Source organism: Actinokineospora globicatena (genome assembly GCF_024171945.1).
GTDB lineage: Bacteria > Actinomycetota > Actinomycetes > Mycobacteriales > Pseudonocardiaceae > Actinokineospora > Actinokineospora globicatena.
The window spans coordinates 2,939,376-2,952,337 of record NZ_JAMTCR010000002.1; the positions used below are offsets into that span (position 1 = coordinate 2,939,376).

Consider the following 12,962-nt stretch of genomic DNA (forward strand, 5'->3'; position numbering starts at 1 on the left):
GCCGGGGCGCCGTGATCCGACGCCCCGGCCCTCGCCTGGGATCACTTCTTCGTTGGGGGGTCCACCTTGGCCGCGTCGGCGTTCGCGTTACCGGAGATCTCGGTCGGCCTGGGGACCGCTCCCTCGTCGATCGTGGCGAGGAGAGCGACCTTCCCGTTGAAGATGACCGTGGCCGGGGTGTCGTCGCCGGACAACAGGCTGAGCCGGACGACCTTCTCCTCGGACATCGCGGCCGCTATCGTGTCCGCGACCGAGGCCGCGTCTGCCGAGTTCACCTTCCACATCTGGTCGCCGAGCTTGACCCGCTTGGTCGTCATCGTCGAGTCCTTCCGCCTGGGGTGTGCCTCTACTGGAGTATTGACGGACCGCGGACCGGTACCGGCTCCACGGTGAGGTCGAAGGTGTAGTCCGCTGTCCTGACCCTGCTCTCCACCGCCAACCGGGCCGCACCGAACCGATCCGCGGCGTGGAACCCCGCCCGGTACAGGCCGTTCGCCCGGCCGACCGCCGCCGTGAGCCGCGCGTCGACGGCGTCGACGATCCGGGCCGTCGACTCCCCGGTCACCGCCGAGAGGTCCACGTGGTGCCCCGTGTCCGGCGACACCCACACGGCGACGTCCAGCCGGTCGCGGACCTCCCCTTCGAACACCGGGTTGTCCGGAACGGTCAGCCGGGTGCCGTCGACGACCCCGCTGAACCGCGCGGTGTGCGTGTGGTGGCTGGGTTTCCCATCCGCGCCCGTGGTGAGCACCAGTGTGTCCAGGCGCAGGTCTTGGCCGCGGAACGCACGGTTGTGGTGCACGACCAGAGTGGGCAGCCGCACGACGACCCTGCTCGGCACGGCGGTGTCGTTCGCGTGCGCGACCGGGCTCGGGCGGTCGTCGACTTCGAAGACGGTTCCCTCGGCGGGCGGCGCGGCGGTGGGCACGACGTCGAAGGCGATGGTCCGCACCGCGAAGCGCACCGCCCTGGTCTGCATCGGCGTGATGAGGTCCCTGTCGTCGTTGCCCAGCCGCCGCAGTTGCTGTTCCAGCCGGTTCAACGATTCCCGGGTGCGGACGCCCCCCTGTTGCAGCACAACGGTGTCGGTGCGCTCCTCGCTGATCAGGACCAGGATGTTCTCCGGCCGCGGCCGCACCGGTGGGACCGACTCGGGCCAGCTCAGCTCCAGTCCCGGCAGCGCGCCGGTGACCTCGTCCCCGCCGAAGACGTACCGCGTGCCCGGCGCGATGGGGACCCCGCTGGGGTGCGCCGGGTTCAGCAGGGTGATCCGCGAGGACACCCCGACGTCCAGCAGCGACACGTACAGGTACCGCTCGTCGTCGTTGTGCACCACCACGCACACGGCCTCGCCGGGGTGCAACACGGAACCGCTGGCGGGCAATGGGTGCGCCACGCCGTGGACGACCCGCGCCAACTCGACGCGCACCCGCGTGGGCAGCGCCATTCCGGGGTCTTCGGACAACCGCAGCAAAGCCCGCGCCCTGGCCACGCGCTTGAGGTCAGCCATCAGTTGGCGCACCGTGGGTTTCGGTCGGTTCAACGGTCCGAGGGTGTCGTGCAGCGCGAAACCCTCGGTCTCGGCCACCACCCGCACCCCCGCGGTTTCGCCCGCGGGAGCCACGCGCAATGCCGGGTGTTGGTGCACGACCTCCGCCAGCGAGTCCGCGCCCACGCCAAGGGAGACCGGCAGGGTCGGGACCGCCGTCACGACCAACTGAGCTCGGGTGCCCACCGGGAGTTCGACATCGGGATCCGGACCCTCCAACAGGCCGAACGCGGCGTGACCATCGGTCCACTCGACCACGACGGCGCCCAACAGGGTGTCGTTGTGGTAGATCGCGAACTCGTCCCCTTCGCCGTGGCCGAGCAGCCGCGCACCCGCGATGCGAACCCATTGGCGCTGCCGGGACGCGGGCAGGAACGCGACCTGGTCCACGGGCTCGGTACCGAACAGCTCCCGCTCGCCCGGCCCCTCCACCTCGGGCCGCTGCACGCCGTTGCGCTCGAGGACGATCTGGCGGACCCGGTCCACGACGGTGGACCACGACAACGGTGCCGCTTCCTGGTCGAGCGAGTTGAGCACCCGGGTCACGGCGTCGGTGAGGTACCCCATCACGACGTCGTCATCGTTGGGCACCTCGTACGCCAGTTGGTTCGCCGCGCAGGCCACGACCCGGACCGCGTTCGGGTTGCCGCTGGGGTCCAGGCGGGTGAGGTCGAGACTGCCCCGGCGCAGCGAGTCCAGGTGCGCGCGAGCAAGGTGCGGGGGGATCGCGCGCGGCCAGGCCCGCGCCGCCGCACCGGTCTCCGGGTCTCGGGACATGGCCTCGGAGTGGCAGCAGTCCAGGATCACCGTGGCGTTGCGGGTGCGCTCGGTCAACCTGCTCAGCAGCACCGACAGCTCGATGTTGGCGATACCCCGGAAATCGTCCTCAGTGGACTCCGCGTAGTCCGTCGGGACGATGAACTGCACCACCCCCGGCCCCGGCATGCCGTCGGCGAGCGCCGGGTCCTTGGCGTAGGCGCCGTGGCCGCTGTAGTAGACGACGACCGCGTCGTCCGGTCTTGCCTGGCCTATCAGCTCCTCGTAGGCGTCGAGGATGCCCGCTCGACTGGCGCGCACCCCCGTACGCACATCGCAGGTGAAGCCCCACCTGGCCAGTGCGTGCTCCATCGCGGTGATGTCGTTGTCGGGGCCGACCAGGTCGCCGGTCGACGAACCGATCAACAATGCCCTGCGTGCCATGGTTCCTCCAGGTTGGGCGCACCGTCAGTCCGCCAACAGTCCGTGTTCACGAGCGATGCGCACCGCGTCGGGAGCGTTCTTGGCCTTGAGCCGCCGCATCGCCGACGCCCGCTGGTTGGCCACTGTGGACGTTGCCCGCCGCAGCCGGGTGGCGATCTGGCTGTTGGTCAACCCCTGGGCGACGAGGGCGATGACCTGCACCTCGCGGTCGGAGAGCCCGAACGGTCGGCGTGCGGGGGTGGGGGCGCGCTCGACGAGCTTGTGCGCGCGCCTGATCCCCTTGACCAGCTCCGCCAACGGCGCGGCCCCGAGCAGGTCCGCGATACCCGCCGCCTCGGTGGCGGCCGCGATCGCCGTCGGCCTGTCCTCAGCGCGGGCGGCGGCGTCGGCGGCCCGCGCCCACGCGTAGGCCTTGGGATAGGGCCGTTCCAGGGCCGACCACGACTCCGCCAAGTCCGTCCACATCGTCGCGGTGTCCGCCCTGTCCGCCCGTGCTCGCTCGGCCGCGCACAGCGCGACGAGCACCCGGGTCTCGGCGTCACCGTCGCTCGGCGCCCGAGCCGCCATGTCGTCGGCGAACTCCCGCAGCCGCGCGGGCGGACCCGGGTCGGGCCAGTCCGCGGTCAGGCGCAGCCCGTAGGCGCACAGCTGCAGTACCAGCAGCGGGTCCTCGCAGGCCGCCACCACCTCGATGCCGTGCCGGACGGTGTCGAGCGCGGCGTCCAGGTCACCGCGGGCCGCCGCCAGTTCGGCCAGGCAGCGGTAGAGCGGGCTCAGGAAGCGCGGCTGCGCGCTGGGCAGCTCGCGCACGCTGCGCAGCAGCCGCTCGGCCTCGTCGAGCCTGCCGGTGGCCAGGTCGACCTCCGCCTTGGTCAGCCGCTGGAACGTGGTCTCCCGCGCCGGGTGGTAGCGCAGCACCTCGTCGACGAGGACCACCGCTTGGTCCCACTCGCCGATCTGGAACAGGGTGGCGCAGGCGTTGTTGGCCAGCAGCGCCGACTGCCGGGAGTCGAGCAGCCCGAACTCCCGCGTCTTGGCCAGGCCGGTCTGGAACTGCGCGGCGGACTCGGCGACCCGGCCCGCGCGCTCCAGGCAGACCCCGAGGTTTCCCCGCGCCCGCAGCTGGTCCTCCAGGTGGTCCTCCGCCTCGGCGATGGCCAGAGCGTCCTGGACGGCCGCGATCGCCGGTGTGTGCTCACCGAGGCCGGACAGCGCCAACCCCTTGCTGTTGCGCGCGCGCCCGACCGCCGACTTGGCCCCCGCCGCCTCAGCCTCGTCTTCCGCCTGCTGGGCCAGCGCGAGCGCTTCCGCGCACCGGCCGGACTTCACCGCCGCCGTGGCGAGCGCGGCCCGGACGCGGGAACCCGCCGCGCTCGGCCGGACCTCGGCCAGCAGCCGGTCGGCGGCGCGGAGCTCGGCGAGCGACTCCTCGTCGTAGCCCGCCTCCCACAGGTAGCTGCTCAGGCGTTCGTGCAGGCGGCCGAGCACGACGGGACCGGTCCCGACCCCGGCGTCCACCGCCCAGCGCGCCCAGGTCAGGCACTGGCGCAGGTGCCCGGCCCAGCGCGCGGCGTTCGCGGCCACGCCCAGCAGCCGGACCAGTGTCGTGCCCGCCACCCGATCGGCGTCCGGGAGCCGGGGCCACAGCGCCAGCGCGCGGCCGTACTGGGTCTCGGCCTCGGTGAACGCGCGCAGCCGCATGGCCAGGTCCCCGGCGCCGACGGAGGCGCGCAGGGCCTGGGGCACGTCGTCGGCGGCGAACCAGTGGTAGGCCAGCTCGGGCAGCAACCGCGGGTTCGCGGGCGCGTCCTCGGCCAGCGCGGCGGCGAACTGGGCGTGCAACCGCTTGCGCTCCCTGGTGAGCACCGTCCCGTAGGCGGCCTCGCGCAGCAGCGCGTGCTGGAACCGGTACGACTCGTCCTCCCGGTCCTCCACCAGCACGCGGTTGCCGAGGCACTCGGTGAGCGCGGCCTCGAGCGCGGTGTCGTCGAACCCGGCGACCCTGGCCAGCAGCGCGTCGCTGACCCGCCTGCCCGCCACGGCGGCGACCTTGGTCAGCCTGCCCGCCTCCGGCCCGAGGCGGGCCAGGCGCTCGCGCATCAGGTCGTCCACAGAGGGCGGGACGCGGGTCGCCCCGGAGCCCGACTCGGCGACGAGCTGCTCGGTGAAGTACGGGTTGCCCTCCGAGAGCGCGAAGTACTCGTCGGCCCGCTCGGGGCTGATGTCCTCGCCGGTGATCGCGGCGACGAAGGCCCGCAGCTCCTTGCGGCTGAACGGGCGCAGCGTCAGCAGGCTGGCCCGGCGCACGAACTCGGGCTCGGTCAGCCTGACCCGCAGCGGGTGCCCGGTGCGCAGCCCCGACCGGTGGCTGCACACCAGCATCATCCGCTGGTCGGACTTGGTGAGCACCAGGTAGGCGATCAGGTCGAGCGTGGCGGTGTCGGCCCAGTGCACGTCCTCGAACACCAGCACCAGCGGCTGCCTGCTGCCGAGGTGGTCGAGCAGCCGCGACACCGCGCCGAACACCCTGGTCTGCGCGCCGTACCCCGGTGCGGGACCGGGGCCCGCGGTGAAATCGGAGATCAGGTCCGACAGCTCCGACCACGCGGGCCCGGCCAGTTCCCCGGCCCGCTGGGCGCCCTCGGTGCGGACCAGGGAGCGCAACGCCTCGGTCAGCGGCCCGTACGGGATGCCCTCGCCCGCCAGTTCCAGGCACCCGCCCGCCAGCACGAACGCGCCGGAGGCGCGCGCCGTGCGGGCGAACTCCTGCACCAGCCGCGTCTTGCCGGTGCCCGGCTCACCGTCGAGCACCACCGTCGCGGGCCGTCCCCGCGCCGCGTCCGCCAGCAGCTCCGCGAGCAGGCGGAGTTCGGCGGCGCGCCCGAAGAACCCGTTCACCATCGTGTTCCTCTCCCGTGCCGTGTCAGCCGAGCAGGGTGACCGCTGCCTTGAGCGAGACCGGCCACGGGTAGTCCGCGGGCAGCCCCGCGACCGCCTTGCGCAGTTCGGCCGCGGCGAACGCCGCCCGGCACGCGCAGCGCAGGGCGTGCAGCTCCGCGGTGCGGTCGGCGGGGAGGTTCCCGTTGGCCAGCAAGGAGTCCAGGCGGCCGGTGAACCCGGCGGCGAGCGCGTCCAGCCCGGCCAGCGGTCGCTCCGGCGCGAGGAACGCGCCCAACGACCGCAGCACGACGGGGACCGCCGGGTGGTCGGCCGGGAGAGCGCGCACGGCGGAGAGCAGCGATCGCGCGCCCAGCTCGTAGTCGGTGCTCTCGAACTCGTACTCGACGCCCGCGGCGTCCGAGCGCTGCCGCAAGCACAACGCGATGGCGTAGAGGAAGTGGGCCAGTGCGGTGTCCTCTTCGGACAACGCACCGCCGTCGCTCTCCAGCACCTCGCTGGCCATGGCGATCGCGGTGTCGACTGTCTCCACGTCCGGCGCGGGGGCGTCCGGCACCAGGAGGAGGGACGCCGCGTGCCACGGACCGCGGTCGTCCCGGTCAAGCGACAGCACTTCCACCAAGGACCGCAGCATGTCGTCGCGAGCGGTCGCCCGCTGGACGGCGACCGGGTCCGCGTGGCTGGGCCGCTGGTCGCGCGGCGTGCTCGGCGGTGTCGGGGTGTCCTCCATGATGATCACCGGCCGCTCCTCCGGCGCGATGTCCAGGATGCCCCCTGATCCCGGCTGCAGCCCGTGCCTGAGCATCCCGAGAATGCCTGAGCCACCGGCGGAGCCCATCCGCCCCTGCAGGTCGGCGAAGGTGGCGAACATGCCCTGCATCGTCGACAGGTCGAGGGGAGCGCTGCCCAGACCGAGCAAGGCCTTCATCAGCCCGCACATCTGCGACAGCAGGCCAGCCATGTCCAGGATGTCCTTCGACACCCCGGGGGTTCGCAGCACCTCGTCCAACAACTGTTCCGCGCGGTCGGCCTCCGGCGCGGGCGCGGGTGAGCGGCGGCCCGCGATCATGTCGATCGGTGAGAGCGAGGTCATCCCGGTCAGCCGGTCCTGGGCGCTGTTGATCAGCGCCATCGCGAGCAGCACGCGCAGCAGCGCGAGGAAGGAGGTCGGGAACTTGCCGTGCGCGATGGACTCCTCGAGCAGTGCCGTGGTCCTCGGCCGGTCGGCCCCGCCGCCGCGCGTGCTCTCGCGGAAGGCGAGGGCGTACGCCAGCACCGCCCCGACCTGCGGCCGCAGCGGGTCACCCGCGCGAAGGTGTCCGTACGCCTCGTCCATGTGCCGGATCGCCTCGTCCAGGTCGGCCCGCGACGAGGCCGACTCCAGCGAGGTGGACGTCGCGCGCTGGAGCAGCTTCTGCGCCAGGTTGCCCAACGGCTCCACCCTGGCCGGGCCGGTGAGGCCCGCGAGCCGGGCGCGCAACTGGTCGATGGTCTCGGGGGTGTGGGACATCCGGATCTCCTCTGCTCGGTGCCGGTCGGCGCTGGTCGGTGGCGGTGCTGGTCGGTGCCGGTGCCCGCCGTCAGTGCCCGCCGTGGACGAACCCGGCCCAGCCGACGACACCGGTGTGCTCCCCGCCGCTGACGAGTTCGCGGCCATCGGCGAGCTCGCGCAGGTGGGCGGGCATGGTGTCGGGCACCGGGGTCTCCGGGCGGAGCATGTGCAGCTGGGCCGAGCGCAACGCCTGCCACGGCGGCACCCGCTCCGTGCGCAGGTAGTGGTGGAACAGGTACATCAACATCGACGTGGCCTCGTCCGGAACCGCCCATTGCGTCGACAGCACGGTCCGGACCCCACCGGCCAGGAACGCCGTGCCGAGGCTGTAGGCCTCGTCGTAGCCGTGGATGGACCGACCGGTGTGGCACGCGGCCATCACCACCAGCCCGACCTGCCGGTCCGGGGTGCTGTGCAGCAGGCTCACGATCTCGTCCGCGCCCAGTTCACCGGACTCACCCGGTCCCCCCGGTGCCAGCAGCAGGCATGCCTTCGCCGCCCGCTCGTCGGAGCTGAACTGGCCGTGGCAGGCCAGGTGCAGCACCGTTCCCGCGTGCGCGGCCTCGGCGGTCAGCCAGGACCGGACCTGCTCGGCGGTGCCCGGTCCCGATCTGCTGACCGTGCCGTTGGGGCGGCGCCCCACGTACTTCGCCGCGCGCAGGAACGCCCGGTGGACCTCGTACGCCTCCAGCCGGGCAGCGGGCAGGTCCTTCGCCGGACCCGCCGTGTGCGGATCGCCGACGACCAGCCCGGTGGAGGTCAGCCGGACCGGGGGCCTGGCGGCGTTGGCGCAGAACTCGCGTGCCGACACCGCGTGGGAGAACGCGGCGAGTTCCACCGCGTAGGTGCCCTCGCTGTTGCGCGCGGCGTGCCAGGGGATCGCGGCCAGCCCCGCCATCGGGATGAGCACGATGCGCGGTACCCGACCGCGCCGCGCCGAGTCCCTGGCGAAGTAGCGCTCCAGCAGCGGACCGATGGCCACCCGCCAGGCCCACTCGCACAGCTCGTCGAGCTGGTCCTTGAACGGTTCCCCGGCGGCGGGTTTCAGCTCCCGCGACAGGCGTGAGAGCGCGGTCAGGTACCGCTCGACGCCCGCCTCCGCGTGCAGGCTGAGGAAGGTCAACGGCAGGTGGGCCATCGGCCCCTCACGCGGCACCACCAGCGCCATACCGGGTTGCTGTTCCTGCGCAGGCACGAGGTAGACGAGGGCGTCGGCGTCCACTGTGGTCAGTGCGGCGCGCACATCGGCCTGGGACGGCCGCTTGAGCAACCCATCGATCCCACCCGCGGCGTTCACCAGCACCTCGATGGCCTCGGCGCGCAACCCCGGGACGCGTGCCCCCGCGGCCTCCCACCGGTCGGCCAGGTCGGCGCGTCCCACCGCTCGCAGCTTCGCGCCGAGGTCGAGCACCTCGACCTCGGCGAAGAGCATCAACCCCCGGCCGATGTCCAGCGCGTCCATGGCACCCGCGTAGTCCGCGAACCGCACGCGGGCCCTGGCGAGCTCCATGCCCATGTGCGCGGCCTCGCGCAGGCCGTCCCTGGCGACCGCCGGATCGGATTCGAGCAATGCCCGGTGGGCGAATCGGAACAGGCCGCTCAGCTCGTCCGCACCTGACCCGTGCTCGTCGCCCGAGCGCCTCTTGACCAGCGCGAGCTGGTGGTGGACATCGGTCCACATCGGGTGCGCCGAGCCGCCGAGCCCGCGCAGGTCGTCGACGAGGTCCTCGAGCACCGCCCGCGCCTCGTCGAGCCCCTCGGTGGTGCCCAGGACCTCGGCCTTGCGGTACAGGTTGAGGGCGATGCCGCTGCGCGCAATGAGCTGCATCGGGCCTGGCTCGGACGCTGCTTGCCTGGTCAGCTCGATGGCACGATCGATGCGGTCGAGATCGGTCCCGCCCCCTCCACCCATCAGCACGTAGCTCGCGGTGAGCTTGCCCGCCGCGCCCGAGCCGGGGACCGCGTACTGGGCGACGACCTCGTCGGTGGTCAGCTCGGTGTGCGTGGGCGGCTCGTCGGACGACATGTCCAACATCGCCTTGGCGCCCGGGGGCAAGGTGAAAGTCGCCGGGTCGAGGCCCATCGCCGCCGCGCCATCGCGCATCCGGTCCATGACGGCCACCACGGCGCCCCAGTCCTGGGTGCGCTGGGCCTCGAAGAGCTCCTGCATCGCCTTCCCCATGTCCCGCAGGGTCCCGGATCTCGGCACGTCACCGAGGTGGTCGGCCAACCGCTCGAACGTGGCCACCAGCTCCCTCTGCGTGCTCTCGTCGCCGCGCTTGCCTGCGGTGACCAGCCGGGCGGACATCTGCGCGGTCCGGATCGCCGCCGAGGTCGGCGTCACGCCCGGGTGCCTGGCCGCGAGCTCGTCGAGTTCTGCGGTGGCCGCCGGGACCGGGATCACCTGCTCCTGAGCCTCGTGCACCAGTTGGAAAGCACGCGCCGAGTCCCGTGCCTCGGGCCAGGCGAGCAGGTGCGCGGGCGCGGTCCGCACCATGTCCAGCAGCGGGCCGAGCTCACCCAGGACGCTCAGCCTGGGATGGCCGCCGCCGTTGGTCAGCAGCACGATCATCGTCGCCGCGAGCGCGCCGCGCTCCGGGTGCCCGGCGGGCAACGTCGCCAGGTCGGCCGCGAACGCCGCCACGGACATCGGCTCCGGCGCACCCGCGGCCATGGCGTCCACCACCGCCCGACACCGGGCGACGACGTCCACTTCCCCGGGAACACCGCTGCCGCCGACACCTTCGCCCACTGCTGCCTCCTCGGTCGGTTCTGCTGGTGCTTGACGGACGGGCGACGCCTCAGCGCGCGGTCACGGCCGCGAGGATGCGGTCCACCGCGTCGGGTCCGGCCGACCACGGCTCGCCGTCGAACACCACCGACACCACGGCCGCCACGACGGCCTCGGGCACCTCGCCGTCGGCGATCCCGCTGTCGATCGCCGCCACCGCCAGGGCCGCCCGCCAGAGCATCGGGTCGCTCTCCTGCTGCCGCAGGGCGAGGTCGACGGGGAGCTCGGCGCCGTTCTCGGAGGAGAAGCGCGGCAACGGGATCGCGAGCGGTCGCTTGCGGCCCAGGGGGCGCTCCACGTAGTCCGCGTACCACCCCGGCCGTCGGCGCATGGCCGAGAGCACGACCTCGGTCTCGCGGGCCACCACTCGCGGTGCCGTCGCGGCGTCGGCGCCGGTGGCCACCCGCCGCTCGGCCCACCGCGCGATCGGCCAGGTGTCCGGGCCCACCGCGGTGTCGGTGCCGACGAAGTCCAGGATGTCGACCGCCAGCGCCAGCAGCACCGGGTTCTCGCCGAGCGCGGTGGCCAGCCAACGCGGGACCCGGGGGCGTTGCAGGGCGCCGCGCTCGCTGCGCCTGCGGCGGTAGCCGTCGACGGTGGCGTGCGTGAGGCGGCCGCGGATCCAGCCCTCCAGCGAGGTGATGGGGACGCGGGCGTTGCGCAGCACGTCGGCCACGACGGCGTCCATGTCGTCGTGGAAGCGGTCCAGGCACTGGTCCTCGAGGCGGTGGACCGCGGTGGCGCACCGGTAGTGGCCGCGCTTGAGCTCCAGTGCCCTGGTGAGGTTCCAGAACACGACCGGCTGGGCGATCTCGAACACCGACGCCCGAAGCCGCCTGCGCTCGTCTCCCGCTGCCGCGCCCACCCGCTCGGCCAGCTCTCCCCGGCTCGCCAACAGCCGGATCTCGTCGGGCGAGGTGCGCAAGAAATCGTTGTCAGCCATGGGAAGGCTCCTCCTGGCGGGGATGCTTCGGTGATCTCGAAGCTAGGAGCCGTTCGCCGCGGACTCGATGGACCGACCGGCAATTGATGACAACCAACCAGCCGGGCTGACCGCGCGCCGGGTGCCGCGCGGGTGGACTGGAGCGGCGGCCGGAGTGGACCGCTCAGGGCCGCCACGTGGTGTCGGTGACGCGCAGCCCGAGGTCCTTCATCGACCGGCCGAGCTCGCGCAGCGCGCCCTGGCGGGGCGTCCCGATGATCCAGGGATCGCCGTCGCGCACCTCCACCTGCAGCGGTCCGCGTTCGGGGGCGTGGTCGACGAGATCGGCGTAGCGGCGCCTGCCCAGGTCGGTCCGGGGGACCATCCGCTGGTTCGCCGATCCCCGCCACACCAGCGCGGTCGGCTTGGTGACGTCGAACCGGCCGAAGACCACGACGTCGGCCAGGTCGACCGCGGCCAGCCTGGTCTCGTCCAGCTCGTCCTCGTCGTAGCCGGTGTAGACGAGGAAGTCGAGCTCGCGGTCGGCCCGTCGGCGGACCTCGTCGGCGGCAGTGAGCAGATCGGCCAGGCCCGCGGCCTGCTGCAGCGGTTCCCCGCCGCTCACCGTCAGCCCGTCGGCGCCGCGCGCGACTGCGGACCGCCACAGCTCGACGAGGTCGTCGACCGGTACCCCGGTGCCGCCACCGGCGCTCCAGGTGTCCCGCGACATGCACCCCTTGCAGGCCAGCGTGCAGCCCTGCACCCAGACACCGAACCGGGTGCCCGGTCCGAGGGCGCGCACCGGGTAGTGGGTCTGGCTGATCCGCAGCACCGCGCTCATCCGGCCGCCGCCCGTCGCGGCAGGCCGAGCCGGTGCTCGACGGCCTCGGTGAACGTCGGGTCGCCCGTGGTGGCCGACAGGGCGTCGAAGTAGGCGTACTCCGCCGCCCGGTAGGCGGCCTCGATCGCCTCGATCAGCGTCTCCGGTTGGCGTCCGCCGGTGTCGGGGACCACCACGTCGAAGTCGGCGAAGCCGGGGTCCAGGTGCAGGATGGTCGCCTGCAGCCGCGCGTCGAGCTCCTCGAACCGGCGCCTGCTCTCGGCGTAGGCCTCCTGGAACGGGTGCCTGCGGGCCAGGCCGATCATGAACGACACGGCGCCGCCGACCAGCAGCCCGGCCACGACCATCACCACCAGCGTCGTGCCGGTGATGTCCAGCGCCGCCAGCCGCACGTGGTCGACGCTGACCACGGCCGCGGCGACCAGGCCGAGGAAGACGGCCATGGTGGCCCAGGCGAGTCCGAGCACCACCGCCGCGGGGACGAGCGTGCGGTCGCTGCCGGTGGCCCGGCCCGAGCGCAGCATCAGCGCGGCGACGTGCGGGCCCACCACCATCAGCACCGCCGAGGAGACGCCCAGCGCCCAGATCCCCGCCGGGGCCAGCGTGCCGCTGAGGAAGTGCTGGAACACCAGGTAGTGCACCGGGCTGAGCGCGGCGACCAGCCCGGTGAGGATGAGCACCCGCCAGGGCAGGCCGAGGGCGGTGGTCTCGCCCTCCCACGCCGGATCGTCGTCCGGGATCTCCTGTGCCGCTTGGTCTTCCTCGGCCGAGGGGGGCCTGTCCAGGTCCGGTTCTCGCAGCCACGCCTCACGGCCGGCCAGCCTGCTCATCATCTGCCGCGCGGCCGTCATCCGCTCCCGTGCCTCTTCACGCTGCTCCCGCAGCGGCGCGGTCTGCTGCAACACCGCGAGGTGCAGGTCGCGCGCGGAGGCCACAGCGGCCCTCCCGCGCTCGCGCAACAGGTTCGCGTAGTCCTCGATGCCCGCCTCGGCATCGCGGGTCGCACTGGCGGCGTCGGTGAACGACCAGCCGTCGCGCACGTGCTTGCGGGCGTCGGCCTCCCCGCGCGCCCGCGCCTCGGCGATGAGCGCGACCGCCGGGGTGCGCGGCTGCTCGACGGGGTCGGGCCTGCGCGGCTCGGGCCGGGCGACCGACCCGCGGCGGCCGAACACCCGCGCCCAGAACGAGTCCTGCGGGGGATGGGTCACA

General features: G+C 73.2%; 8 protein-coding genes. All 8 read right to left on the minus strand.

Features of this window, described 5'->3' with window-relative positions:
• Window positions 1-41: 41 nt before the first annotated feature.
• The 8 genes from LV79_RS13060 to LV79_RS13095 all read right to left on the minus strand — a co-directional run bounded on the left by LV79_RS13060 (window position 42) and on the right by LV79_RS13095 (window position 12,961).
• A complete protein-coding gene (locus tag LV79_RS13060; RefSeq protein ID WP_253835438.1) occupies window positions 42-317 on the minus strand; it encodes a hypothetical protein in 276 nt (91 codons plus the stop codon).
• A 29-nt stretch (window positions 318-346) separates the two neighbouring features.
• Window positions 347-2,749 carry a caspase family protein gene (locus LV79_RS13065; RefSeq protein WP_253835439.1) on the minus strand — a complete coding sequence of 801 codons (2,403 nt, stop codon included), beginning with the start codon at window positions 2,747-2,749 and terminating at the stop codon, window positions 347-349.
• Between the two features lie 24 nt (window positions 2,750-2,773).
• Entirely contained in the window at window positions 2,774-5,647 is a 2,874-nt protein-coding gene (locus tag LV79_RS13070; RefSeq protein ID WP_253835440.1) for an ATP-binding protein, read from the minus strand.
• 25 nt (window positions 5,648-5,672) lie between these two features.
• Window positions 5,673-7,157, minus strand: coding sequence for a hypothetical protein (locus tag LV79_RS13075; protein WP_253835441.1), 1,485 nt, complete (start codon window positions 7,155-7,157; stop codon window positions 5,673-5,675).
• Between the two features lie 70 nt (window positions 7,158-7,227).
• Window positions 7,228-9,951, minus strand: coding sequence for a CHAT domain-containing protein (locus LV79_RS34425; protein WP_253835442.1), 2,724 nt, complete (start codon window positions 9,949-9,951; stop codon window positions 7,228-7,230).
• A 49-nt stretch (window positions 9,952-10,000) separates the two neighbouring features.
• A complete protein-coding gene (locus tag LV79_RS13085; RefSeq protein ID WP_253835443.1) occupies window positions 10,001-10,933 on the minus strand; it encodes a hypothetical protein in 933 nt (310 codons plus the stop codon).
• 163 nt (window positions 10,934-11,096) lie between these two features.
• The gene (locus LV79_RS13090) at window positions 11,097-11,753 is read right to left on the minus strand and encodes a 4Fe-4S single cluster domain-containing protein (protein ID WP_253835445.1); all 657 of its coding nucleotides are present in this window, start codon (window positions 11,751-11,753) and stop codon (window positions 11,097-11,099) included.
• A complete protein-coding gene (locus tag LV79_RS13095; RefSeq protein ID WP_253835447.1) occupies window positions 11,750-12,961 on the minus strand; it encodes a hypothetical protein in 1,212 nt (403 codons plus the stop codon). The genes LV79_RS13090 and LV79_RS13095 overlap by 4 nt, the downstream gene beginning before the upstream one ends.
• Between the last annotated feature and the right edge of the window lies 1 nt (window position 12,962).

Excerpts from the sequence above, each read along its gene's own strand:
- LV79_RS13060 (WP_253835438.1), bottom strand. The coding sequence starts at position 317 with ATGACGACCAAGCGGGTCAAGCTCGGCGACCAGATGTGGAAGGTGAAC.
- LV79_RS13065 (WP_253835439.1), bottom strand. The coding sequence starts at position 2,749 with ATGGCACGCAGGGCATTGTTGATCGGTTCGTCGACCGGCGACCTGGTC.
- LV79_RS13075 (WP_253835441.1), bottom strand. The coding sequence starts at position 7,157 with ATGTCCCACACCCCCGAGACCATCGACCAGTTGCGCGCCCGGCTCGCG.
- LV79_RS13085 (WP_253835443.1), bottom strand. The coding sequence starts at position 10,933 with ATGGCTGACAACGATTTCTTGCGCACCTCGCCCGACGAGATCCGGCTG.
- LV79_RS13090 (WP_253835445.1), bottom strand. The coding sequence starts at position 11,753 with ATGAGCGCGGTGCTGCGGATCAGCCAGACCCACTACCCGGTGCGCGCC.